The organism is Pseudomonas sp. SJZ074 (assembly GCF_007828215.1).
GTDB lineage: Bacteria > Pseudomonadota > Gammaproteobacteria > Pseudomonadales > Pseudomonadaceae > Aquipseudomonas.
Map to the genome: position 1 here is coordinate 64,636 of NZ_VIUE01000021.1, position 24,805 is coordinate 89,440.

Genomic DNA, 24,805 nt, shown 5'->3' on the forward strand with positions numbered 1-24,805 from the left:
AAAAATATACTTTTCAGACGCGAATAAAAACGCCCGGCGCGGCCGGGCGTCTCAAGGGTGCAACCGTGTATCAGATGCGCTTGGCTTGTGCCGCCGCATTGCCGATGTAGCTGGCCGGGGTCAGCTTCTTCAGCTCCGACTTAGCATCGGCAGGCATGTCCAGGCCGTCGATGAAAGTCTGCAGTGCTTCAGGGCTGATGCCCTTGCCACGGGTCAGTTCTTTCAGTTTTTCGTACGGGTTTTCGATGTTGTAGCGACGCATCACGGTCTGGATCGGTTCGGCGAGGACTTCCCAGCAGGCGTCCAGGTCGGCGGCGATCTTCTGTTCGTTCAGCTCCAGCTTGCCGATGCCCTTGAGGCTGGCTTCGTAGGCGATGACGCTGTGGGCAAAGCCCACGCCCAGGTTGCGCAGCACGGTGGAGTCGGTCAGGTCGCGCTGCCAGCGGGAGATTGGCAGTTTGCTCGCCAGGTGCTGGAACAGTGCGTTGGCGATGCCCAGGTTGCCTTCGGAGTTTTCGAAGTCGATCGGGTTGACCTTGTGCGGCATGGTCGAGGAACCGATTTCGCCGGCAATGGTGCGCTGCTTGAAGTAGCCCAGGGAGATGTAGCCCCAGATGTCGCGGTCGAAGTCGATCAGGATGGTGTTGAAGCGCGCGATCGCGTCGAACAGCTCGGCGATGTAGTCGTGCGGTTCGATCTGGGTGGTGTATGGGTTGAAGCTCAGACCCAATTCGTCTTCGATGAAGGCGCGGGCGTTGGCTTCCCAGTCGATCTGCGGGTAGGCCGACAAGTGGGCGTTGTAGTTGCCCACGGCGCCGTTGATCTTGCCCAGCAGCGGCACGGCGGCGACTTGGGCGATCTGGCGCTCCAGGCGATACACCACGTTGGCCAGCTCTTTGCCCAGGGTGGTCGGTGATGCCGGTTGACCATGGGTACGCGACAGCATCGGTACGTCGGCGAAGCGGATCGCCAGCTCGCGGATGGCCTGGGCGACCTGGCGCATCAGCGGCAGCATCACGTCGTCGCGGCCTTCACGCAGCATCAGGGCGTGGGACAGGTTGTTGATGTCCTCGCTGGTGCAGGCGAAGTGGATGAACTCGCTGACGTTGGCCAGTTCCGGCAGCTTGGCCGCCTGCTCCTTGAGCAGATATTCGATCGCCTTGACGTCGTGGTTGGTGGTGCGCTCGATCTCTTTGACGCGCTCGGCGTGCTCCAGCTCGAAGTTCTCCGCCAGGGCGTTGAGCACCGCGTTGGCTTCGGCCGAAAACGCCGGGACTTCGCCGATGGCGGGATGGGCGGCCAGGCGCTGGAGCCAGCGCACTTCAACCAGGACGCGGGCACGGATCAGGCCGTACTCGCTGAAAATCGGGCGCAGGGCCTGGGTTTTGCCGGCGTAGCGGCCGTCTACAGGGGAAACCGCAGTGAGCGAAGAGAGCTGCATGGGGTGTTCTCGGACAGTCGGGCAACGAAATGGGGCGCGTATCATACATGAAAACAATCGCCGGTCCGTCGCCAACTGACCGGCGTATTACGCGTAATGAAGCAAAAAAATGGGTTGAGGCGACTTATTCGTTGCGCATCAACGGGTAAAGCTCTTTCAGCAATTTGCGTCGGCTGATCACCAGCTGCCAGCGATGCCCGCCCAGTTGTCGCCACAGGCGTGCCGAACGAATGCCCGCCAGTAATAGCGCGCGAATTTTCGAGGCGTTGCTCGGTTGCTGCAGGTTGCGCATGTCGCCGTGGACCTGGATACGCTGGCGCAGGGTGCTCAGGGTGTCCTGGTACAGCGCGCCGCAGGCAGCGATGACGTTTTCATGGGAGGGGCCGAAATGCTCGACCTGGGACTGGATCTGCGGCAGGCGCTTGCCGATGGTGTCCAGCAGGTCGTCGCGCTTGGCGAGCTGGCGTTCAAGGCCCAGCATCGACAGGGCATAGCGCAGCGGCTCGCGTTGCAGGGCGCTGGGGTCGCGCTCCAGGGCACCGATCAACGCGCGATAGCCTTCGCGCAGGTTCAGGTCGTCACCACCATAGACTTCCAGGGTGTCCTTGGGGTCGCGTACCAGCAGGCTGCCGAGCATGCAGCTCAGGCCCGCCTCGGAGGTCTGGCCGGTCTTGGCGATCCGGTCCACCAGCACGGCGGCGAGAAACACACCGCCCAGCGCTGTCAGCTGTTCCTGGGTCGGGCTCATGCCTTGCTGCTCCACGGCTCTGCGACTTCGATCACGCCGCCGCCCAGGCAGATTTCACCGTCGTAGAACACCACGGACTGGCCGGGCGTCACCGCCCGTTGTGGATCATCGAAGGTGGCGCGGTAGCCTGCGGCGGTCTTTTCCAGGGTGCAAGGCTGGTCGCTCTGGCGATAGCGCACCTTGGCCGTCAGGCGGCGCGGCTCGCTCAGGTCGATCGGGTTGACCCAATAGATGTCGGAGGCGAGCAGGGCGCGGGAAAACAGCCAGGGATGGTCGTTGCCCTGGCCGACAATCAGCTCGTTGTGCTCCAGGTCCTTGATCAGCACGTACCACGGCTCTTCGCCGGCGTCTTTCAGCCCGCCGATGCCCAGGCCCTGGCGTTGGCCGATGGTGTGGTACATCAGGCCGTGGTGGCGACCGATGACTTCGCCTTCAGTCGTCTTGATCTCGCCCGGCTGGGCTGGCAGGTATTGCTTGAGAAAGTCGCTGAAACGGCGCTCGCCAATGAAGCAGATCCCGGTGGAGTCCTTCTTCTTGGCGGTGGCAAGTTGGTGCTTTTCAGCGATCGCGCGCACTTCGGGCTTTTCCAGTTCGCCTACCGGGAACAGGGTCTTGGCGATCTGCTCGCCACCGACGGCATGCAGGAAGTAGCTCTGGTCCTTGTTCGGGTCCAGGCCCTTGAGTAACTCGGTGCGGCCGTCGACATCGCGGCGGCGCACGTAGTGACCGGTGGCGATCAGGTCGGCGCCCAGCATCATTGCGTAGTCGAGGAACGCCTTGAACTTGATTTCGCGGTTGCAGAGGATGTCCGGGTTCGGCGTGCGCCCGGCCTTGTATTCGGCCAGGAAGTGCTCGAACACGTTGTCCCAGTACTCGGCGGCGAAGTTGGCGGTGTGCAGCTTGATACCGATCCGGTCGCACACGGCCTGGGCGTCCGCGAGGTCGTCCATGGCGGTGCAGTATTCGGTTCCGTCGTCTTCTTCCCAGTTCTTCATGAACAGGCCTTCCACCTCATAACCCTGCTCGATCAGCAGAAGGGCGGAAACGGAGGAGTCCACGCCGCCGGACATGCCGACAATAACGCGCTTCTTGGTGGTGCCGGAAGGAGCTGGATCACGCATAGGGATTCAATGAGTGTCTTGAAAAAGGACGCGATTCTATCAGGCCCGGGCGCGCAAGGCTAAAGGGAAGGACGGATCAGTGCCAGGCTGTGGCGATGGCCGGCCAGATAATCGTCGATGCAGCGGATGATCAGCTCGCTGCGCCAATGATTGCGCTGTTCGAGCAGTTCGTCGCGGGTCAGCCAGCGGGCGCCCAGGATGCCATCGTCCAGTTGATAGTCGGGGTGGTGCTTGAGGGCTTTGGCGGCGAAGCAGACCCGCTGGTAGGTCACGCCATTGCTGGGAGCGGTGTACAGGTAGATGCCGACCACGCTGGTGGGCTCGACGTCCCATCCGGTTTCTTCCAGGGTTTCGCGCACGGCGGCTTCGACCAGGGTCTCGTCCGGGTCCAGGTGGCCGGCGGGCTGATTGAGCACCGCGCGCCCGCCCTTGGATTCTTCCACCATAAGGAAGCGGCCGTTGTCCTCGACGATGGTGGCGACGGTGATGTGGGGTTGCCAGTCCATGGGGTTCCTCTATTGCTCGGGTTGGGCCTCTGTGGGAGCGGGCTTGCCCGCGAAGGCGCAGTGTCGGTCAGTGAATGTGTTGGATGATATACCGCTTTCGCGAGCAAGCCCGCTCCCACAGGGATTTTCCGGTGTTTACAAATGCTGCGTCCGCTGCTGCCCTGTGGCAGCGAGCCTGCTCGCGATAACGGCCGGTCGGTCGAAACTAAAGAGCGATGCATATCGCATTCGGATAATATTTGTCGAGGTAAGGAAAGTCCCGTATGTCACAAAGTTTGCCTGTGCCTCTAAATGATTTGATTGTCATGGTTACCTGTTTTTTTGACGTGTCGTGGTTAAATTCGATGACGGCAGTTGCATCCGAAAATCCGTCTTCTATAGTCAGGGTCGTTACGCCAGGTGGATAGCTTTTGTCCGGTGTCAGGTAGAGATCGGTAGACATCGTTCCTACGAATTTGTCGATTTTGCCCATTTCTCCTGGTGGGTACTCTTGGTATACATCGCAGCCTGAAAGATAGAGCGTGACGTTACCTAAAAAAGAAAATTTGTCCGTGGGGTTGATAACGACCGGTAAGGCTGTTTTTTTCGGGGCAGGAAGTACGGGACTGGTTGAGGGATGTTTGACGACCTGGTCATTGATTTGTACCTCGAGCCATCCGTCCTCATCTGTCTTTTGATCGATTTTTTTACCGGGTATGCGCATTTCAAGCTGAATTAACCCTGGGAAGTCCTCGAAAACAATAGACGGGGCCCTGACGCTTGCGCCGGGTGAGTTGGTTGAGTAGATAACTTGATTTCCGAATTTATTTAAATTGAATGTGTATGTGGTATCTGGGCTTGTAAAGGTTAGTTGTTGCGTGGCGGGGGTGTAGTTATATATCTGTCCATGGCGATTGGGGCGGATGTCTGTAGAGCAGCGTATGGCGTAATGGTCGGGGAACTCCTCTATTTTAGGGTATTCAAAAGGCTCATCAAGGCGCTCTCTCCTAAATAGGGTGGGAGCGCCTCGCAGTTGTTGGCGGTCTAAATTTCCAATTGAGAAGGGTATTTGGGCGTTCATAATGACTTGCGCAGTCTTTTTCACGGTGTATTTCCTCGGTCTAGGAGTCAGGTAGTGAGTTTTAAGTGCGTATTTTTCGCAGAAAACTCAAACCACCTAAGGGCTGCTATCGCTATGTAGCCGATTTCAGCAATCCGGTTTCGCTCACTTGAGGTCGATACACCTGCAGGCAATCAGAATGACGCCCGATCTGACGCTCTCTCGTTCTCTTGCCGAGACATCTCGCATCCGCCAAAGGTTGAAAGAGCTGTGTTCGGGTCACGCCGAGGCCTTCAACGCTGATGGTTACTTCATGCGCCTTCAGTGAAGAGGCGTACTTAGAACGATGCTTTCAAGGCTAGGCTGCCTCGTTGTTCTGTCAAGCCAGACGCGGGTAGTCAAATGTGGGAGCGGGCTTGCTCGCGAAGGCAGAGTATCAGCCAATGAAGATGTCGGATGATAAGCCGCTTTCGCGAGCAAGCCCGCTCCCACAGGGAAAAGATGGTATGCCTGGAAACACAAACCCCGGCACAAGGCCGGGGTTCGTGGTGCTTCCTTACAACCTTATACCAGCGCAGCGATTGCCGCGTTGAAGGTGGCGCTCGGACGCATGGCCTTGCTGGTCAGCTCGGGATTGGCGAAGTAGTAACCGCCGATGTCCACCGGCTTGCCTTGAACGGCGTTGAGCTCGGCAACGATCTTCTCTTCGTTGTCGGTCAGCGTCTTGGCCAGGGTGGTGAACTGCGCCTTGAGGGCTGCGTCGTCATCCTGGGCGGCCAGTGCCTGGGCCCAGAACAGGGTCAGGTAGAAGTGGCTGCCACGGTTGTCGATACCGCCGACCTTGCGCGAAGGCGACTTGTTGCGGTCCAGGAACTCGCCAGTCGCCTGGTCGAGGGTCTTGGCCAGCACCAGGGCTTTCGGGTTGTTGTAGGTCACGCCCAGGTGTTCCAGGGAAGCGGCCAAGGCCAGGAACTCGCCCAGGGAATCCCAACGCAGGAAGTTCTCTTCCAGCAGTTGTTGAACGTGCTTCGGCGCGGAACCGCCAGCGCCGGTTTCGAACAGGCCACCGCCGTTCATCAGCGGCACGATGGACAGCATCTTGGCGCTGGTGCCCAGTTCCATGATCGGGAATAGGTCGGTCAGGTAGTCACGCAATACGTTGCCGGTCACCGAAATGGTGTCCTTGCCTTCGCGGGTGCGAGCCAGGGTGAATTTCATCGCGTCGACGGGCGACATGATGCGAATGTCCAGGCCGCTGGTGTCGTGGTCCTTCAGGTAGGTCTGGACTTTCTCGATGACGACGCCGTCATGGGCGCGCATCGGGTCCAGCCAGAAGATGGCCGGGGTGTCGCTGGCGCGGGCACGGTTGACGGCCAGCTTGACCCAATCCTGGATCGGCGCGTCCTTGGTCTGGCACATGCGGAAGATGTCGCCGGCCTCGACGTTCTGCTCCAGCAGGGTGCGACCGTTGCTGTCCGAGACACGGACCACGCCGTCGGCCTTGATCTGGAAGGTCTTGTCGTGGGAGCCATACTCTTCGGCTTTCTTGGCCATCAGGCCGACGTTCGGTACGCTGCCCATGGTGGTCGGGTCGAAGGCGCCGTTGGCCTTGCAGTCTTCGATCACTGCCTGGTAGATGGTGGCGTAGCAGCGATCCGGAATCACGGCCTTGGTGTCGTGCAACTGGCCGTCGGTGCCCCACATCTTGCCGGAGTCACGGATCATGGCCGGCATCGAGGCGTCGACGATGACGTCGCTCGGTACGTGCAGGTTGGTGATGCCCTTGTCGGAGTTGACCATCGCCAGGGATGGGCGCACCGCGTAGACCGCCTGGATGTCAGCTTCGATCTGCGCCTGCTGCTCGGCCGGCAGGGCCTTGATGCGGGCGTACAGATCGCCAATGCCGTTGTTCAGGTTGAAGCCGATCTGCTCCAGCACCTGAGCGTGCTTGGCCAGGGCGTCCTTATAGAACTCGGCGACGATCTGGCCGAACATGATCGGGTCGGAGACCTTCATCATGGTGGCCTTGAGGTGAACCGACAGCAGTACGCCTTTTTCCTTGGCGTCTTCGATTTCGGCGGCGATGAAGTTGCGCAGGGCATTCTTGCTCATCACGGCGCAGTCGAGGATCTCACCGGCTTGTACGGTGGTCTTTTCCTTCAGGACGGTGGCGGTGCCATCCTGGGCGATCAGCTCGATTTTCACGCTGCCGGCGGCGTCGATCAGGGCGGCTTTTTCGCTGCCGTAGAAATCGCCGGTGCTCATGTGGGCCACATGGGATTTGGAGTCGGCTGTCCAGGCGCCCATCTTGTGCGGGTGCTTGCGGGCATAGTTCTTGACCGACAGCGGTGCGCGGCGGTCGGAGTTGCCTTCACGCAGGACCGGGTTCACGGCGCTGCCCTTGACCTTGTCGTAGCGGGCCTTGGCTTCTTTGTCGGCTTCGCTGGTCACGGTTTCCGGGTAGTCCGGCAGTGCGTAGCCCTGGGCCTGCAATTCCTTGATCGCGGCCTGCAGTTGCGGCACCGAGGCGCTGATGTTCGGCAGCTTGATGATGTTGGCTTCAGGCGTAACGGCCAGGTCGCCCAGTTCGGCGAGGTGGTCGGCTACGGCTTTGTCACCCAGTTGCTCGGGGAAGCTGGCCAGGATGCGCCCTGCGAGGGAGATATCGCGGGTTTCCACGGCGATATCGGCCGAAGCGGTGAAGGCTTCGACGATTGGCAGCAGCGAATAGGTGGCGAGGGCGGGCGCTTCGTCGGTGAAGGTATAGATGATCTTCGAGCGGGTGGGCATATTCGGATTAACTCTCTTCTTTGCTAAAGCATGCGCAGAAACTCGAGGGGCGCCGGGTAAGCGCGTTCGTTCAAAGTCAGCCGTGAGCCGAATGTCGAGGTTTCTTCGCGGTGATGTTGGGTGCATCAGTCGAGCGTCAAGCGGTCGGGCCGCGGTAACGGTCCGGCTTTATAACTGGCGGGAAGGCTCTTGGTAGAGCAGTCAGCCGTCGTGACCCTGCGGTCAGCGGCGGCATTATACATAGGTAGCTGGCAATCTGCCGATGGTTCATAGACCTCCGTACACGTCCATTGGTCTAAACGTCGCAGGCCCAGAGGTATGGGCTATGCTCACATTTGGCGCTTTTCCCTTGTTTTTCAGGCTTGTACACGGCGAACTGGGCGAGTTTCCCGCCGATGGGTCTAACGTAGGGTTTGCGCGTCGATTCAACTGGGGTACGCTCGAACGCAGCCAGATGTTCAATCCAAGCAATGGAGTTCAGCATGGGGTATCAAAAGATTCAGGTTCCAGCCGTCGGTGACAAAATCACCGTCAATGCAGACCATTCTCTTAATGTTCCCGACAACCCGATCATCCCCTTCATCGAAGGCGACGGCATTGGCGTCGACATCAGCCCGGTCATGATCAAGGTTGTGGACGCTGCGGTGCAGAAGGCCTACGGCGGCAAGCGCAAGATTTCCTGGATGGAGGTCTATGCTGGTGAAAAAGCCACCCAGGTCTATGACCAGGACACCTGGCTTCCCCAGGAAACCCTGGATGCGGTCAAGGACTACGTGGTTTCCATCAAAGGTCCCCTGACCACGCCGGTCGGCGGCGGTATCCGTTCGTTGAACGTGGCCCTGCGTCAGCAGTTGGACCTGTATGTCTGCCTGCGCCCGGTGCGCTGGTTCGAAGGCGTACCGAGTCCGGTGAAGAAGCCTGGCGACGTGGACATGACGATTTTCCGTGAGAACTCCGAAGACATTTATGCGGGCATCGAGTGGAAGGCCGGTTCGGCGGAGGCCACCAAGGTCATCAAGTTCCTGAAAGAAGAAATGGGCGTCACCAAGATCCGTTTCGACGAAGATTGCGGCATCGGCGTCAAGCCGGTTTCCAAGCAGGGCACCAAGCGCCTGGCCCGCAAGGCCTTGCAATATGTGGTCGACAATGATCGCGAGTCCCTGACCATCGTACACAAAGGCAACATCATGAAGTTCACCGAAGGTGCCTTCAAGGAGTGGGCCTACGAAGTGGCTGCCGAGGAGTTCGGCGCGACCCTGCTCGATGGCGGGCCGTGGATGCAATTCAAGAATCCGAAGACCGGCAAGAACGTGGTCGTCAAGGACGCCATCGCCGATGCGATGCTCCAGCAGATCCTGTTGCGTCCGGCTGAATACGACGTGATCGCAACCCTGAACCTCAATGGCGACTACCTCTCCGACGCCCTGGCGGCGGAGGTGGGCGGTATTGGTATCGCGCCGGGTGCCAACCTCTCCGACACCGTGGCGATGTTCGAAGCGACCCACGGCACCGCGCCCAAGTATGCGGGCAAGGACCAGGTCAACCCGGGATCGCTGATCCTGTCGGCAGAAATGATGCTGCGTCACATGGGCTGGACCGAAGCGGCCGACCTGATCATCAAGGGCACCAATGGCGCGATTTCGGCCAAGACCGTGACCTATGACTTCGAACGCCTGATGGAAGGCGCCAAGCTGGTATCGTCCTCGGGCTTCGGCGATGCCTTGATCTCACACATGTAAGCGGATCGACGCGCATAAAAAGACGCCCGGCTCGAGTGATCGAGCCGGGCGTCTTTTTTGACCGATGACTACAGCAGGTCAATGGGTTTCAGTGACTCTGGTTTTGACTTTGACTTTTTCGGGGGCAGAGGTGCTTTCGACCTCGACCGGCGAAATATTGACCGCATGCAGCCCCTTGGGGCCCTGGATCACTTCGAATGTGACAGGTTGCCCGGCCTTCAGGGTTTTGTAGCCTTCCATCCTGATGGCCGAGAAATGCGCGAAAAGGTCTTCATCCCTGCCAGACGCCAGAATAAAGCCGTAGCCCTTGGCGTTGTTGAACCATTTCACCTTGCCACTCATCTTGACGACCGACATAGACCATTTCCCTCTGCAACGCACTCCATCACTGGAGTATCATCCAGTTCATCCGCAATCTAATCTTGTTTTAAGGATCGATTCCACGGACCTTTTTAACCCACGATGGGCTCTATTGGTTGTAACACCGTTTTGCCGATAGTCAAGGTGACCTGGCAGCGGCGGTTGAAATCGCCAGCCAATGCCCCCATCACTGTATTTGCCAACTAAACGAACCTTTCTTTCCATGCATGCAATCAGCCAGATTCGACTAACATTCAATCAGGATCGCCCGGATCTACACGACGACGATTCCGCAGGCATTGCTGTTCAGGAAGCAAAGCCTACGTTGCAGGCGCCACCGATGTACAAGGTGGTTTTGTTCAACGATGACTACACACCGATGGATTTCGTCGTCGAAGTGCTCGAGGTGTTTTTTAACCTGAATCGCGAGCTGGCGACCAAGGTCATGCTGGCCGTTCATACAGAGGGACGGGCAGTGTGTGGAGTGTTTACCCGCGACATTGCCGAAACAAAGGCCATGCAGGTCAACCAGTACGCCCGGGAAAGCCAGCATCCGCTACTCTGTGAAATCGAGAAGGACGGTTAACGCCGACCACTTGGGTATGAGGTGAAGCCATGTTAAACCGCGAGCTCGAAGTCACCCTCAATCTAGCCTTCAAGGAGGCCCGTTCGAAGCGTCATGAATTCATGACCGTCGAGCACCTGCTGCTGGCCCTACTGGATAACGAGGCTGCCGCCACCGTATTGCGTGCCTGTGGCGCGAACCTCGATAAACTCAAGCATGATCTGCAGGAGTTCATTGACTCCACCACGCCATTGATCCCCGTCCATGACGAGGATCGCGAAACCCAGCCAACCCTGGGCTTCCAGCGTGTCCTGCAACGTGCTGTCTTTCATGTGCAGAGCTCGGGCAAGCGTGAGGTCACCGGTGCCAACGTGCTGGTCGCCATCTTCAGCGAGCAGGAAAGCCAGGCGGTCTTCCTGCTCAAGCAGCAGAGCGTTGCGCGCATAGATGTCGTCAACTACATCGCCCATGGCATTTCCAAGGTGCCGGGGCATGGCGATCATTCCGAAGGTGAACAGGATATGCAGGACGAGGAGGGTGGTGAGTCTTCTTCTTCGGGCAATCCGCTGGATGCCTATGCCAGCAACCTGAACGAACTGGCGCGTCAGGGGCGTATCGATCCGTTGGTCGGACGCGAAGTCGAGGTCGAGCGCGTTGCGCAGATCCTGGCCCGGCGTCGCAAGAACAACCCGTTGTTGGTGGGCGAGGCGGGCGTGGGTAAAACCGCGATTGCCGAAGGCCTGGCCAAGCGCATCGTCGACAACCAGGTGCCGGACCTGCTGGCCAACAGCGTGGTGTATTCCCTCGACCTGGGTGCCCTGCTGGCCGGTACCAAGTACCGCGGCGATTTCGAGAAGCGCTTCAAGGCGCTGTTGGGCGAGTTGAAGAAACGTCCGCAGGCGATCCTGTTCATTGACGAAATCCACACCATCATCGGTGCGGGTGCCGCGTCCGGCGGGGTCATGGATGCCTCGAACCTGCTCAAGCCGCTGCTGTCGTCGGGCGATATCCGTTGCATCGGGTCGACCACTTTCCAGGAGTTCCGCGGGATCTTCGAGAAGGACCGTGCCCTGGCCCGGCGTTTCCAGAAAGTCGACGTCTCGGAGCCTTCGGTGGAAGACACCATCGGTATCCTGCGCGGCCTGAAGGGGCGTTTCGAGCTGCACCACAGTATCGAGTACAGCGATGAAGCCCTGCGGGCCGCGGCGGAATTGGCCTCGCGCTACATCAACGACCGGCACATGCCGGACAAGGCTATCGACGTGATCGACGAGGCGGGTGCCTATCAGCGCCTGCAGCCGGTAGAGAAGCGCGTCAAGCGCATCGAAGTGCCTCAGGTCGAGGACATCGTGGCGAAGATCGCACGTATTCCGCCCAAGCACGTCACCAGTTCCGACAAAGAGCTGCTGCGTAACCTTGAGCGTGACCTGAAGCTGACGGTGTTCGGCCAGGATGCGGCAATCGACTCGCTGTCGACCGCCATCAAGCTGTCCCGCGCCGGCCTCAAGTCGCCGGACAAGCCGGTCGGCTCCTTCCTGTTCGCCGGTCCAACCGGTGTCGGCAAGACCGAGGCTGCACGGCAGCTGGCCAAGGCGATGGGCATCGAGCTGGTGCGCTTCGACATGTCCGAGTACATGGAGCGCCACACTGTTTCGCGTCTGATTGGTGCGCCTCCAGGGTATGTCGGGTTCGACCAGGGCGGCCTGCTGACCGAAGCCATCACCAAGCAGCCCCACTGCGTGCTGTTGCTCGATGAAATCGAGAAAGCGCATCCGGAAGTCTTCAACCTGCTCCTGCAGGTCATGGACCACGGTACGCTCACCGATAACAACGGGCGCAAGGCGGACTTCCGCAACGTGATCGTGATCATGACCACGAACGCCGGTGCCGAAACCGCGGCGCGCGCTTCGATCGGCTTCACCCATCAGGACCATTCGTCCGATGCGATGGAAGTGATCAAGAAGAGCTTCACGCCTGAGTTCCGCAACCGTCTGGACACCATCATCCAGTTTGGTCGCCTCAGCCATGAGGTCATCAAGAGCGTGGTGGACAAGTTCCTCACCGAACTCCAGGCGCAGCTCGAAGACAAGCGTGTGTTGCTGGAAGTCACCGATGCGGCCCGCAGCTGGCTGGCAGAGGGCGGTTACGATGTGACGATGGGCGCGCGGCCGATGGCTCGCTTGATCCAGGACAAGATCAAGCGTCCGCTGGCCGAGGAAATCCTCTTTGGCGAACTGGCCGAGCATGGCGGTGTGGTTCACATCGACATCAAGGACGGCGAGCTGACCTTCGACTTCGAAACCACGGCCGAAATGGCCTGATCGAAACCTGTAATAAGCAGAAAGGCGCCGGAAGGCGCCTTTTTGCTTATCCTGGGAAAAACACTGCCCTGTGGAAGCGGGCTTGTGGTGCTTATCAAATTCCAGGCAAACAAAAACGCCCGGTATAAGCCGGGCGTTTTGTATTGACCTGTTAGCGAGCGCGGTAAGTGATGCGCCCTTTGCTCAAGTCATAGGGCGTCAGCTCGACACGCACTTTGTCGCCGGTAAGAATACGAATGTAGTTCTTGCGCATCTTGCCGGAGATGTGCGCGGTAACGACGTGCCCATTTTCCAACTCCACGCGAAACATGGTGTTGGGCAGGGTGTCGACGACAGTGCCTTCCATTTCGAAGCTGTCTTCTTTCGACATGCAGTAAAGCCCTCGGTGTCCAGTGAATGGCCCGGTGCAACTGCGCCAGGCAAAAGCGGCGTGCATTGTGCCCGAAAAAGGGGGGGCAAGCCAAGGGGTTCTGGTGTCCTGTCTCAGGCACCGCCAAAAATGAACGGCTTGATTCCGAGGCAGGACACTAGCTGAGGACAACCCAGCGCTGGTTAACCAGCAGTTCGATCGGCCGATACTGGGTCTTGTAGTTCATTTTCTTGCAGTTCTTGATCCAGTAGCCCAGATACACCGCTTCCAGGCCCAGGCGTCGTGCTTCGTTGATTTGCCAGAGGATGGCATAGCGTCCCAGGCTGCGCCGTTCTTCGTTCGGCTCATAGAAGGTGTACACCGCTGAAAGTCCGTTGGGCAGCAAGTCCGTGACGGCAATCGCCACCAGTCGCCCTTCGAGACGGAATTCATAGAAGCGGGAAAAGGGCAGGTCGCGCACCAGGAATGTCGAGAACTGATCGCGGCTCGGCGGGTACATGTCGCCGTCGGCATGGCGCTGCTCGATGTAGCGCTGGTACAGGTCGAAGTACTCTTCGCTGAACTGTGGCTTGGCCGGCCGGACCTGAAGATCGGCGTTGCGTTTGAAAATGCGTTTCTGCTGGCGGTCGGGGGCAAATTGCGCCACGGGAATGCGCGCCGGCACACACGCATTGCAATGCTGGCAATGGGGCCGGTAGAGATGATCGCCACTGCGCCGAAAGCCCATTTCCGACAGGTCTGCGTAGACATGCACATCCATGGGCTGGCTAGGGTCGAGGAACAGCGTCGTGGCCTGCTCTTCGGGCAGATAACTGCAAGAGTGAGGTTGAGTGGCATAAAACTTCAAGCGCGCCAACTCGGTCATGATCAACCCTCGGGATAAGCTTTGGATTAAGTGTAAGCCACTGGGGCAAATGTCGCTCAGCAAACCCAGGTTGCGTGGTTGGGCTGGTCCAGGTGTGTCTTGAGGTAGCCGGCAAAAGCCGTGCGAGCGATCGACCGCGCGCCCAGGCTGTGCAGGTGCTCGGTGGGCATCTGACAGTCTATCAGCACAAAACCGCCCGCCTTGAGGTGTTGGACCAGAGTGGCGAAGCCGAATTTCGACGCGTTGTCGGCCCGGCTGAACATGGATTCGCCGAAAAACAATCGGCCCATGGCCAGGCCGTACAGGCCGCCCACCAGCAAGCCTTGGTCCCAGACCTCCACCGAATGGGCATAGCCGCGCCGATGCAGCTCCAGGTAGGCGGTTTGCATGGCTTCGGTGATCCAGGTGCCTTCAGCATACGCCCGCGGCGCGGCGCAGGCCTGGATGACCGCGGCGAAGTCCTTGTCGAACGTCACTTCATAGCGCTGCTTGCGCAGGAGCTTGCCCAGGCTGCGCGAGACGTGCAGTTCGTCGGGAAACAGCACTGTGCGAGGGTCGGGCGACCACCACAGGATCGGTTGTCCTTCGGAAAACCAAGGGAAGCATCCATGGCGATAGGCCTGGATCAGCCGGTCGGCAGACAGATCGCCGCCCGCGGCCAGCAACCCGTTGGGATCGCGCATGGCTTTTTCCAAGGGAGGAAAATCAAAGGTATTGCGTTGTAACCACGTCAGCATTGTTGTCCGAACTTGCAGAAGGGGAGGGGCACCAGAGATTGTGCGCGGACAAATTGTGGCAAGGGGATAAGTCCCCTCGCCACAACTGAACGCTTGTCCAAAGATAACCGTCAAACGGCCGGGATGTCATCGAGATACTTCTCCGCATCCAGCGCGGCCATGCAGCCGGCACCGGCCGAGGTGATGGCCTGGCGATACACGTGGTCGGCCACGTCGCCGGCCGCGAACACGCCTTCGATATCGGTGGCGGTGGCGTTGCCTTCGCTGCCGCCGCGCACGAGCAGGTAGCCGTCGCGCATGCTCAACTGGCCCTGGAACAAATCGGTATTGGGCTTATGGCCGATGGCGATGAATACCCCGGCCAGTTGCAAGGTGCTGGTTTCACCGCTCTGGCTGTTGCGCAGGCGCGCGCCGGTCACGCCGCTGGCATCCCCCAGCACCTCGTCGAGGTTCTGGTTCCAGTGCAGCCTTATGTTGCCGTTGGCGGCCTTTTCGAAGAGTTTGTCCTGCAGTATTTTTTCCGAGCGCAGCTTGTCCCGGCGGTGGATCAAATGCACCTCTCTGGCAATGTTCGAAAGGTACAGGGCCTCTTCTACCGCGGTATTGCCACCGCCGACCACGGCCACCACCTGGTTGCGGTAAAAGAACCCATCACAGGTTGCGCAGGCGGAAACGCCTTTGCCGGCGAAGGTCTCCTCCGATGGCAGCCCCAGGTACTGGGCTGAGGCGCCAGTGGCGATGATCAAGGCATCGCAGGTGTAGGTGCCGCTGTCGCCGATGAGCTCGAACGGTCGCTGCTGCAACTTGGCGGTGTGGATGTGGTCGTAGACGATCTGCGTGTCGAAGCGCTCGGCATGCCGCTGCATGCGCTCCATCAGGACCGGGCCGGTCAGCCCTTCGACGTCGCCGGGCCAGTTGTCGACTTCGACCGTGGTGGTGAGCTGGCCACCGGCCTGTATGCCGGTAATGACAACGGGTTTGAGGTTGGCTCGGGCGGCGTAGACCGCTGCGCTGTACCCTGCGGGGCCGGAGCCGAGAATGATCAGGCGTGAATGCTTCACTTCGTTCATAAAAACACCTCATAAGCCTTTGTCACAAAAGACAATGCATGGTCCAATTGGCGCTTGTGCGGCCCTGTTTCCGGCGACCTTGTCACCCGGCGTGCGGGCAATGCCTTGGAGCCGACAAACCCGTACAATGCTTGAGTTTTGAACGCAGGATGGGCTAAGGATCAACATCTTCGGCAACACCTGCGGTTTTCTGGACGCACCTCTCAGTGGTAAAAGTAGTACCGGTTGTGCACATTCACTTTTTTACCTGCTTGTAATGAGCAGTTTTTTATAGTCATTCAACAGATGGACGCGCCATTGGCGCAGGAAAAGAAGCGTTTTGAAGAAATCCACCGCAGCACCTAAAACAGTCGTTCCGCTCTGGCGTCAGCAATTGCACTACCGGCTCAAGGAAGGTGCATTGATCGCCATCGGTGCCTTGTGCCTGTTCCTGATGATGGCCTTGCTGACCTACGGCAAGGACGATCCGGGCTGGAGCCATAACAGCAAGATCGACGACGTGCAGAACTTCGGCGGCCCGGCCGGTTCCTACAGCGCCGACATCCTGTTCATGGTGCTGGGTTACTTCGCCTATATCTTCCCGCTGTTGCTGGCAATCAAGGCCTACCAGATCTTTCGCCAGCGCCACGAGCCGTGGCAGTGGAGCGGCTGGCTGTTTTCCTGGCGGCTGATCGGCCTGGTGTTCCTCGTGCTGTCGGGGGCCGCGCTGGCCCATATCCATTTCCATGCCCCCACCGGTCTGCCGGCCGGGGCGGGTGGTGCCCTGGGGGAAAGCCTCGGCGACCTGGCCAGGAACGCCCTGAACATCCAGGGCAGCACGCTGTTGTTCATCGCCCTGTTCCTGTTTGGCCTGACGGTGTTCACTGACCTGTCGTGGTTCAAGGTCATGGACGTCACCGGCAAGATCACCCTCGACCTGATCGAACTGATCCAGGGCGCCGTGAATCGCTGGTGGGCGGCGCGCACCGAGCGCAAGCAACTGGTGGCGCAACTGCGTGAAGTGGACGACCGGGTCCATGACGTGGTGGCCCCGACGGTGCCTGACAAGCGCGAGCAGGCCAAGGTCAAGGAGCGCCTGATCGAGCGTGAGCAGGCCTTGAGCAAGCACATGTCCGAGCGCGAGAAGCAGGTGCCGCCGGTCATTACCATGGCGCCGGCCAAGCCGCCTGAGCAGAGCAAGCGCGTGCAGAAGGAAAAACAGGTGCCGCTGTTCGTCGACAGCGCGGTGGAAGGCACCTTGCCGCCGATCTCGATCCTCGACCCGGCGGAAAAGAAACAGCTCAATTATTCTCCCGAATCCCTGGCGGCCGTGGGGCATCTGCTGGAGATCAAGCTCAAGGAATTCGGTGTCGAGGTGTCGGTGGATTCGATTCACCCGGGCCCGGTCATCACCCGTTACGAAATCCAGCCGGCCGCCGGCGTGAAGGTCAGTCGCATCGCCAACCTCGCCAAGGACCTGGCGCGCTCGCTGGCCGTGACCAGCGTACGGGTGGTGGAAGTGATTCCCGGCAAGACCACCGTGGGTATCGAGATTCCCAACGAGGACCGTCAGATCGTGCGCTTCTCCGAAGTGCTGTCGACCCCTGAGTACGATAACCACAAGTCGCCGGTCACTCTGGCCCTGGGCCACGACATCGGCGGCAAGCCGGTCATCACCGACCTGGCGAAGATGCCTCACCTGCTGGTGGCCGGTACCACCGGTTCCGGTAAGTCGGTGGGGGTGAACGCGATGATCCTGTCGATCCTGTTCAAGTCCGGCCCGGAAGACGCCAAGCTGATTATGATCGACCCGAAGATGCTGGAATTGTCGATCTACGAAGGCATTCCGCACCTCCTGTGTCCGGTGGTCACCGACATGAAGGACGCCGCCAACGCCTTGCGCTGGAGCGTCGCCGAGATGGAGCGTCGCTACAAGCTGATGGCGAAGCTGGGCGTGCGCAACCTGTCGGGCTTCAACGCCAAGGTCAAGGAAGCCGAGGAGGCGGGCACGCCATTGACCGACCCGCTGTATCACCGCGAAAACATCCACGACGAGGCGCCGCTGCTGCACAAGCTGCCGACCATCGTCGTGGTGGTGGACGAATTCGCCGACATGATGATGATCGTCGGCAAGAAGGTCGAGGAACTGATCGCCCGTATCGCCCAGAAGGCCCGTGCGGCCGGTATCCACCTGATCCTCGCCACGCAGCGGCCGTCGGTGGACGTGATCACCGGCCTGATCAAGGCCAACATCCCGACCCGCATGGCGTTCCAGGTGTCCAGCAAGATCGACTCGCGGACCATCATCGACCAGGGTGGTGCCGAGCAATTGCTCGGTCACGGTGACATGCTCTACATGCCGCCGGGCACCAGCCTGCCGATCCGGGTACACGGCGCGTTCGTCTCCGACGACGAAGTGCACCGCGTGGTGGAAGCCTGGAAGCTGCGCGGCGCTCCCGAATACAACGACGACATCCTCAACGGCGTCGAAGAAGCCGGCAGCGGTTTCGAGGGCGGTGGCGGAGGGGGCGACGAGGACGCGGAAACCGATGCGCTCTATGACGAGGCGGTGCAGTTCGTCCTGGAAAGCCGCCGGGCGTCGATTTCCGCCGTCCAGCGCAAGCTCAAGATCGGCTACAACCGTGCCGCCCGCATGATCGAAGCCATGGAAATGGCCGGGGTCGTGACGGCCATGAACACCAATGGCTCGCGCGAAGTGCTGGCGCCGGGCCCGATGCGCGACTAATGAACGAGCGGCCTGTCGAAGCGCCGCTCGAACCCCCACGACTTCATGAGGACTCCCATGCGCCTGATTCGCATGCTGCTGTTGCCCGTACTGGCCCTGACCACCTTGTCGGCCCACGCCGACGAAAATGACGTGGCCCGCCTGACCCAGTTGCTGGAGCGCTCCCAGACCCTGACCGCTCGTTTCTCCCAGCTGACCCTCGACGGCAGCGGCACCCAATTGCAGGAAACCGCCGGCGACATGGCCCTGCAGCGCCCGGGCCTGTTCTACTGGCACACCAATGAACCGGCTGAACAGCTGATGGTGTCCGACGGCAAGAAAGTCTCCCTGTGGGACCCGGACCTGGAGCAAGTCACCATCAAGAATCTCGACCAGCGCCTGACCCAGACGCCGGCCTTGTTGCTGTCGGGCGATATTTCCAAGATCAGCCAGAGCTTCGACATCACGGCCAAGGAAGCGGGCGGCGTGATCGACTTCACCCTCAAGCCCAAGACCAAGGACAGCCTGTTCGACAGCCTGCGCCTGTCGTTCCGCAATGGCCTGGTCAATGACATGCAGTTGATCGACAGCGTCGGCCAGCGCACCAATATCCTGTTCAGCGGGGTCAAGGCCAACGAGCCGATCGCGGCGTCCAGGTTCAAGTTCGACATCCCCAAGGGTGCCGATGTAATCCAGGAATAAGCACACCCTACTTGTGGGAGCGGGCTTGCTCGCGAATGCGAAGTAACATTCAACATGAATGTTGACTGATTTGCCGCGTTCGCGAGCAAGCCCGCTTCCACAAGAATCTCCGGCATCAGGATCAAGTGAGGTTGCATAAGCAGTGATGGACCTGTTTCGAAGCGCCCCGATTGCCCAGCCATTGGCCGCCCGCCTGCGTGCGACCAACCTGGATGAGTACGTCGGCCAGGAGCACGTGCTGGCCAGGGGTAAGCCCCTGCGCGAAGCCCTGGAGCAGGGGGCGCTGCATTCGATGATCTTCTGGGGGCCGCCGGGCGTGGGCAAGACCACCCTGGCCCGGTTGCTGGCGGAAGTGTCCGATGCCCATTTCGAAACGGTCTCGGCGGTCCTGGCCGGGGTCAAGGAGATCCGCCAGGCGGTGGAAGTCGCCAAGCAGCAGGCCGGGCAGTACGGCAAGCGCACCATTCTGTTTGTCGACGAAGTGCACCGCTTCAATAAGTCCCAGCAGGACGCGTTCCTGCCGTATGTCGAAGACGGCACGCTGATCTTCATCGGCGCGACCACCGAAAATCCTTCGTTCGAACTCAACAATGCCTTGCTGTCCCGGGCGCGGGTCTATGTGCTCAAGAGCCTCGACGAGGCCGCGATGCGCAAACTGGTGGACCGGGCGCTGACCGAGGAACGGGGCCTGGGCAAGCGCAAGCTGAGCCTCAGCGATGAAGGTTTCCAGATCCTGTGTTCAGCCGCCGATGGCGATGGCCGACGTTTGCTCAACTTGCTGGAGAACGCTTCGGACCTGGCCGAGGATGACAGTGAGATCGGGGTCGAGCTGCTGCAAAGCCTGCTTGGGGATACCCGGCGGCGTTTCGACAAGGGCGGCGAGGCGTTCTACGACCAGATCTCGGCGTTGCACAAGTCCATACGGGGCTCCAACCCCGATGCTGCCCTGTATTGGTTTGCCCGGATGATCGATAGTGGCTGCGATCCGTTGTACCTTGCTCGGCGGGTGGTGCGCATGGCCAGCGAGGATATCGGCAATGCCGATCCCCGGGCCCTGAGCCTGTGCCTGGCGGCCTGGGATGTGCAGGAGCGCCTGGGCAGCCCCGAAGGCGAGCTCGCCGTGGCCCAGGCCATCACGTACCTGGCCTGTGCGCCGAAAAGCAACGCGGTGTACATGGGCTTCAAGGCGGCGATGCGCAGCGCCACCGAACATGGCTCCCTCGAAGTACCATTGCACTTGCGTAACGCGCCGACCAAGCTCATGAAGCAGCTGGGCTATGGCGAAGAATACCGTTACGCCCATGACGAGCCGGACGCCTATGCCGCTGGCGAAGATTATTTTCCCGAAGCACTCGAACCCCAGTCGTTCTATCAACCGGTGCCCCGTGGCCTGGAACTGAAGATCGGCGAGAAGCTCAGCCACCTGGCGCAACTGGACCGACTGAGTCCACGGCAGCGGAGGAAGCCTTGATTCCCCTGATACTTGCGGTTTCCGCTGGCGGTGTTGCCGGCACCCTGGCGCGTTTCGCTGCCGGCAATTGGGTCAACGCAAATTGGCCACGGCACTTCTATACCGCGACGCTGACCGTTAATATCGTGGGCTGTCTGCTGATCGGCGTTCTATACGGTCTGTTCCTGATTCGTCCCGAAGTGCCTGTCGAAGTGCGCGCGGGGCTGATCGTCGGCTTCCTTGGCGGCCTGACGACCTTTTCGTCCTTTTCACTGGATACGGTGCGCCTGCTGGAAAGCGGGCAGGTGCCGCTGGCCCTGGGCTATGCGGCTGCCAGCGTATTCGGCGGGCTGCTCGCCACCTGGGCCGGCCTGTCCCTGACCAAACTTATCTAAACGAGAGACCGACATGCTCGATTCCAAACTGTTACGCAGCAATCTTCAGGACGTAGCGGACCGCCTGGCGTCCCGTGGTTTCGCCCTGGACGTCGCGCGCATCGAAGCGCTGGAAGAGCAGCGCAAGACCGTCCAGACCCAGACTGAAAGGCTGCAGGCCGAGCGTAATGCGATCTCCAAGAGCATCGGCCAGGCCAAGCAGCGCGGTGAAGACATTGCGCCGTTGATGGCGAACGTCGAGAGCATGGGCACCGAGCTCAACAACGGCAAGGCGGCCCTGGACAAGATTCAGTCCGAACTGGATTCGATCCTGCTGGGCATCCCGAACCTGCCCCACGAGTCGGTGCCGGTCGGTGAAGACGAGGAGGGCAACGTCGAAGTCCGTCGCTGGGGCACGCCAACTGCGTTCGACTTCCCGGTGCAGGATCACGTGGCCCTGGGCGAGAAGTTCGGCTGGCTGGACTTCGAAACTGCCGCCAAGCTGTCCGGCGCACGTTTTGCCTTGCTGCGCGGGCCGATCGCCCGCCTGCATCGGGCCCTGGCCCAGTTCATGATCAACCTGCACGTCACCGAGCACGGTTACGAGGAAGCCTACACCCCGTATCTGGTCCAGGCCCCGGCCCTGCAAGGCACCGGCCAGTTGCCGAAGTTCGAGGAAGATCTGTTCAAGATCGGCCGCGATGGCGAAGCCGACCTGTACCTGATTCCGACAGCCGAAGTGTCGCTGACCAACATCGTCGCCGGCGAGATCGTCGACGCCAAGCAACTGCCGATCAAATTCGTTGCCCATACGCCGTGCTTCCGCAGTGAAGCCGGGGCATCGGGCCGCGATACCCGCGGCATGATCCGCCAGCACCAGTTCGACAAGGTCGAGATGGTGCAGATCGTCGAACCGACAAAATCCATGGAAGCCCTGGAAAGCCTGACCGCCAACGCCGAGAAGGTCCTGCAACTGCTGGAACTGCCGTATCGGACCCTGGCCCTGTGCACCGGCGACATGGGCTTCAGCGCGGTCAAGACCTACGACCTGGAAGTGTGGATTCCGAGCCAGGACAAATACCGCGAAATCTCGTCATGCTCCAACTGCGGCGATTTCCAGGCCCGCCGCATGCAGGCGCGTTACCGCAACCCTGAAACCGGCAAGCCGGAACTGGTCCACACCCTCAATGGCTCCGGCCTGGCAGTAGGCCGTACCCTGGTGGCAGTGCTGGAAAACTACCAGCAGGCCGACGGTTCGATCCGTGTGCCCGAAGTGTTGAAGCCGTACATGGGCGGCATCGAGGTCATCGGCTAAATGGACTATCTGCCACTGTTCCATAACTTGCGCGGCAGCCGCGTCCTGGTGGTCGGCGGCGGCGAGATTGCCTTGCGCAAGTCCCGCCTGCTGGTCGATGCTGGCGCGCAGTTGCGGGTGGTCGCACCCGAAATCGAGCCGCAACTGCGGGATCTGGTCAGTGGCAGCGCAGGCGAATGCGTCCTGCGTGGTTACCTCGAAACGGACCTGGACGGTTGCGGGCTGATCATCGCCGCCACTGACGACGAAACCCTCAATGCCCGGGTGTCGGCCGATGCCCACAGGCGTTGTGTGCCGGTCAACGTGGTGGATGCGCCGGCCCTGTGCAGCGTGATCTTCCCGGCCATCGTCGACCGCTCGCCACTGGTGATCGCGGTGTCCAGCGGCGGCGATGCGCCGGTGCTGGCAAGGCTGATCCGGGCCAAGCTGGAAACCTGGATTCCCTCGACCTACGGGCAACTGGCGGGTTTGGCGGCGCTGTTTCGCAACCAGGTCAAGCGGCTGTTCCCGGATGTGCAGCAACGTCGGGCGTTCTGGGAAGAGGTGTTCCAGGGGCCCATCGCCGACCGTCAACTGGCCGGGCAGGGCGCCGAAGCCGAGCGCCTGCTGCGCGAGAAAATCGCCGGCCAGGCGCCGCACGCACCGGGAGAAGTCTATCTGGTGGGTGCCGGGCCGGGTGATCCCGATCTGCTGACCTTCCGCGCCCTGCGCTTGATGCAGCAGGCCGATGTGGTGCTGTACGACCGTCTCGTCGCGCCCGCGATCCTTGAGCTTTGCCGGCGTGATGCCGAGCGGGTCTACGTCGGCAAGCGCCGCGCCGAGCATGCCGTGCCCCAGGACCAGATCAACCAGCAGTTGGTCGAGCTGGCCCGGCAAGGCAAGCGGGTGGTGCGCCTCAAAGGTGGCGATCCGTTCATCTTCGGGCGTGGCGGTGAAGAGATCGAAGAGCTGGCGGCCCAGGGCATCCCGTTCCAGGTCGTACCGGGCATCACCGCGGCCAGTGGTTGCGCGGCGTACGCCGGCATTCCGCTGACCCATCGCGATTACGCCCAGTCGGTGCGTTTCATCACCGGCCATCTCAAGGACGGCACCACTGATCTGCCATGGGCGGACCTGGTGGCCCCGGCCCAGACCCTGGTGTTCTACATGGGCCTGGTGGGGCTGCCGAGCATCTGCAGCGAGCTGATCAAGCACGGTCGTGCGGCCGATACACCGGCGGCGCTGATCCAGCAAGGCACAACGTCCAACCAGCGGGTGTTCACCGGTACCTTGGCGGACTTGCCAAAGCTGGTCGCCGAGCACGAGGTGCACGCGCCGACCCTGGTTATCGTGGGGGAAGTGGTGCAACTGCGCGAGAAACTGGCGTGGTTCGAAGGGGCTCAGGGGCAGGTCTAGAGTCCGTGGCGCGCCCTTCGCGAGCAAGCCCGCTCCCACATTGGATTGTGCTAAGCCGAAATATCAAGACCGGCTTCAATCCCCTGTGGGAGCGGGCTTGCTCGCGAAGGGGCCCCAGCTACAACAGATTTTCCAGATCAGTCCCAGTCCCCAGCCAAATCCCTTTCCCCGCCAACCGCGCCCGATCATGGGCCCCGTTGAAATCCTGCTCCGGCCCTTTGGGCACGATCCCGTTGGGATTGATGGTCTTGTGGCTGCCGTAGTAATGCCGCTGGATGTGGGTGAAATCCACCGTCTCGGCAATGCCCGGCCATTGGTACAGCTCTCGCAACCAGTTCGACAGGTTCGGGTAGTCGGCAATGCGCCACAGGTTGCATTTGAAGTGGCCGAAATACACCGCGTCGAAACGGATCATGGTGGTGAACAGGCGGATATCCGCTTCGGTCAGGTATTCGCCGGCCAGGTAACGCTGTAAGCCCAGCAGTGCATCCAACCGGTCGAGTTCGGCAAACAATTGGTCGAACGCTTCTTCGTAAGCCTGTTGGGTGGTGGCGAACCCGGCACGGTAGACGCCGTTGTTCACCGCCGGATAGATCCGCTCGTTCAGCGCATCGATCTTGCTGCGCAGGTGTTCGGGATACAGGTCCAGGTGGTTGCCGGTCAGGCCATCGAAGGCGCTGTTGAACATGCGGATGATTTCCGCCGATTCATTATTCACGATGCGCTGTTGGTGCTTGTCCCACAGCGCCGGTACGGTGACGCGGCCGGTGTAGTCCGGCGTGTCGGCGGTGTAGCGCTGGTGCAGGAAGCACAGGTTGTCCAGTTTGTCGCCGGTGGAGCCGTGGGCCTTGTCGAAGGTCCAGCCGTTTTCCAGCATCAGGTAGCTGACCACCGAGACATCGATCAGGTCTTCCAGGCCCTTGAGCTTGCGGTAGATCAGGGTGCGATGGGCCCAGGGGCAAGCCAGGGACACATACAAATGATAGCGCCCGGCTTCGGCGGCAAACCCGCTCTCGCCCGAGGGGCCGGCGCTGCCGTCGGCGGTGATCCAGTGACGGCGCTGCGCCTGTTCGCGCTGGAAGGTGCCGTCCTTGCTCTCATACCACTGATCTTGCCAGCGGCCTTCGACTAACAAACCCATCTCGATCTCCTCGGCCAATAAACGTTGGAGGTGAGTCTATTCCGATAGGTTC

The 24,805-nt window shown here is 60.6% G+C and carries 21 protein-coding genes; 9 read left to right on the forward strand and 12 right to left on the reverse strand.

Going from position 1 to position 24,805, the window contains the following annotated elements; all coding sequences use genetic code 11:
- Positions 1-70: 70 nt before the first annotated feature.
- The 6 genes from purB to FBX99_RS20210 all read right to left on the reverse strand — a co-directional run bounded on the left by purB (position 71) and on the right by FBX99_RS20210 (position 7,645).
- Entirely contained in the window at positions 71-1,441 is a 1,371-nt protein-coding gene (gene purB / locus FBX99_RS20175; protein WP_144930353.1) for an adenylosuccinate lyase, read from the reverse strand.
- A 124-nt stretch (positions 1,442-1,565) separates the two neighbouring features.
- A complete protein-coding gene (hflD, locus tag FBX99_RS20180; protein WP_041021067.1) occupies positions 1,566-2,189 on the reverse strand; it encodes a high frequency lysogenization protein HflD in 624 nt (207 codons plus the stop codon).
- On the reverse strand, positions 2,186-3,310 hold the full coding sequence (gene mnmA / locus FBX99_RS20185) for a tRNA 2-thiouridine(34) synthase MnmA (protein ID WP_144930354.1): 1,125 nt from the start codon (positions 3,308-3,310) through the stop codon (positions 2,186-2,188). Before mnmA ends, hflD begins: the two co-directional genes overlap by 4 nt.
- A gap of 59 nt (positions 3,311-3,369) precedes the next feature.
- On the reverse strand, positions 3,370-3,816 hold the full coding sequence (locus tag FBX99_RS20190; protein WP_144930355.1) for an NUDIX hydrolase: 447 nt from the start codon (positions 3,814-3,816) through the stop codon (positions 3,370-3,372).
- A 205-nt stretch (positions 3,817-4,021) separates the two neighbouring features.
- Positions 4,022-4,900, reverse strand: a complete 879-nt coding sequence (locus tag FBX99_RS20200; protein WP_145132649.1) for a hypothetical protein — start codon at positions 4,898-4,900, stop codon at positions 4,022-4,024.
- Between the two features lie 519 nt (positions 4,901-5,419).
- Positions 5,420-7,645 carry an NADP-dependent isocitrate dehydrogenase gene (locus FBX99_RS20210; RefSeq protein WP_144930358.1) on the reverse strand — a complete coding sequence of 742 codons (2,226 nt, stop codon included), beginning with the start codon at positions 7,643-7,645 and terminating at the stop codon, positions 5,420-5,422.
- Positions 7,646-8,127: 482 nt separating this feature from the next.
- Here FBX99_RS20210 and icd point away from each other — a divergent pair, with 482 nt between their 5' ends.
- The gene (icd, locus tag FBX99_RS20220) at positions 8,128-9,384 is read left to right on the forward strand and encodes an NADP-dependent isocitrate dehydrogenase (protein ID WP_144930360.1); all 1,257 of its coding nucleotides are present in this window, start codon (positions 8,128-8,130) and stop codon (positions 9,382-9,384) included.
- 78 nt (positions 9,385-9,462) lie between these two features.
- Here icd and cspD read toward each other — a convergent pair whose 3' ends face one another.
- Complete coding sequence (cspD, locus tag FBX99_RS20225; protein ID WP_256662562.1) at positions 9,463-9,726, reverse strand: cold shock domain-containing protein CspD; 264 nt, start codon at positions 9,724-9,726, stop codon at positions 9,463-9,465.
- A gap of 241 nt (positions 9,727-9,967) precedes the next feature.
- Between cspD and clpS the strand changes: the two genes are divergently transcribed.
- Positions 9,968-10,330: an ATP-dependent Clp protease adapter ClpS gene (gene clpS, locus FBX99_RS20230; protein ID WP_041023703.1), complete on the forward strand. Its 363-nt coding sequence runs from the start codon at positions 9,968-9,970 to the stop codon at positions 10,328-10,330.
- A 29-nt stretch (positions 10,331-10,359) separates the two neighbouring features.
- The gene (clpA, locus tag FBX99_RS20235) at positions 10,360-12,630 is read left to right on the forward strand and encodes an ATP-dependent Clp protease ATP-binding subunit ClpA (protein ID WP_041023702.1); all 2,271 of its coding nucleotides are present in this window, start codon (positions 10,360-10,362) and stop codon (positions 12,628-12,630) included.
- A 151-nt stretch (positions 12,631-12,781) separates the two neighbouring features.
- Here clpA and infA read toward each other — a convergent pair whose 3' ends face one another.
- The 4 genes from infA to trxB all read right to left on the reverse strand — a co-directional run bounded on the left by infA (position 12,782) and on the right by trxB (position 15,672).
- Entirely contained in the window at positions 12,782-13,000 is a 219-nt protein-coding gene (gene infA / locus FBX99_RS20240) for a translation initiation factor IF-1 (protein WP_002553999.1), read from the reverse strand.
- Between the two features lie 157 nt (positions 13,001-13,157).
- A complete protein-coding gene (locus tag FBX99_RS20245; protein WP_144931151.1) occupies positions 13,158-13,865 on the reverse strand; it encodes an arginyltransferase in 708 nt (235 codons plus the stop codon).
- A gap of 56 nt (positions 13,866-13,921) precedes the next feature.
- Positions 13,922-14,602, reverse strand: a complete 681-nt coding sequence (gene aat / locus FBX99_RS20250; RefSeq protein ID WP_144931152.1) for a leucyl/phenylalanyl-tRNA--protein transferase — start codon at positions 14,600-14,602, stop codon at positions 13,922-13,924.
- A 110-nt stretch (positions 14,603-14,712) separates the two neighbouring features.
- Positions 14,713-15,672, reverse strand: coding sequence for a thioredoxin-disulfide reductase (gene trxB / locus FBX99_RS20255; RefSeq protein WP_144931153.1), 960 nt, complete (start codon positions 15,670-15,672; stop codon positions 14,713-14,715).
- A gap of 319 nt (positions 15,673-15,991) precedes the next feature.
- On the opposite strand from trxB, the gene FBX99_RS20260 reads away from it, so the two are divergent.
- The 6 genes from FBX99_RS20260 to cysG all read left to right on the forward strand — a co-directional run bounded on the left by FBX99_RS20260 (position 15,992) and on the right by cysG (position 23,612).
- Positions 15,992-18,397 carry a DNA translocase FtsK gene (locus tag FBX99_RS20260; RefSeq protein ID WP_144931154.1) on the forward strand — a complete coding sequence of 802 codons (2,406 nt, stop codon included), beginning with the start codon at positions 15,992-15,994 and terminating at the stop codon, positions 18,395-18,397.
- Between the two features lie 57 nt (positions 18,398-18,454).
- Positions 18,455-19,078: an outer membrane lipoprotein chaperone LolA gene (lolA, locus tag FBX99_RS20265; protein WP_145132651.1), complete on the forward strand. Its 624-nt coding sequence runs from the start codon at positions 18,455-18,457 to the stop codon at positions 19,076-19,078.
- 145 nt (positions 19,079-19,223) lie between these two features.
- Entirely contained in the window at positions 19,224-20,549 is a 1,326-nt protein-coding gene (locus FBX99_RS20270; protein WP_144931156.1) for a replication-associated recombination protein A, read from the forward strand.
- Positions 20,546-20,923: a fluoride efflux transporter CrcB gene (gene crcB / locus FBX99_RS20275; protein ID WP_047700723.1), complete on the forward strand. Its 378-nt coding sequence runs from the start codon at positions 20,546-20,548 to the stop codon at positions 20,921-20,923. Before FBX99_RS20270 ends, crcB begins: the two co-directional genes overlap by 4 nt.
- 13 nt (positions 20,924-20,936) lie before the next feature.
- The gene (gene serS / locus FBX99_RS20280; RefSeq protein ID WP_144931157.1) at positions 20,937-22,217 is read left to right on the forward strand and encodes a serine--tRNA ligase; all 1,281 of its coding nucleotides are present in this window, start codon (positions 20,937-20,939) and stop codon (positions 22,215-22,217) included.
- Positions 22,218-23,612, forward strand: coding sequence for a siroheme synthase CysG (cysG, locus tag FBX99_RS20285; protein WP_144931158.1), 1,395 nt, complete (start codon positions 22,218-22,220; stop codon positions 23,610-23,612).
- A gap of 118 nt (positions 23,613-23,730) precedes the next feature.
- Here the strand turns inward: cysG and FBX99_RS20290 are convergent, their stop codons facing one another.
- Positions 23,731-24,753 (reverse strand): glutathione S-transferase family protein, encoded by a 1,023-nt coding sequence (locus FBX99_RS20290; protein ID WP_145132653.1) that lies wholly within the window; start codon positions 24,751-24,753, stop codon positions 23,731-23,733.
- Between the last annotated feature and the right edge of the window lie 52 nt (positions 24,754-24,805).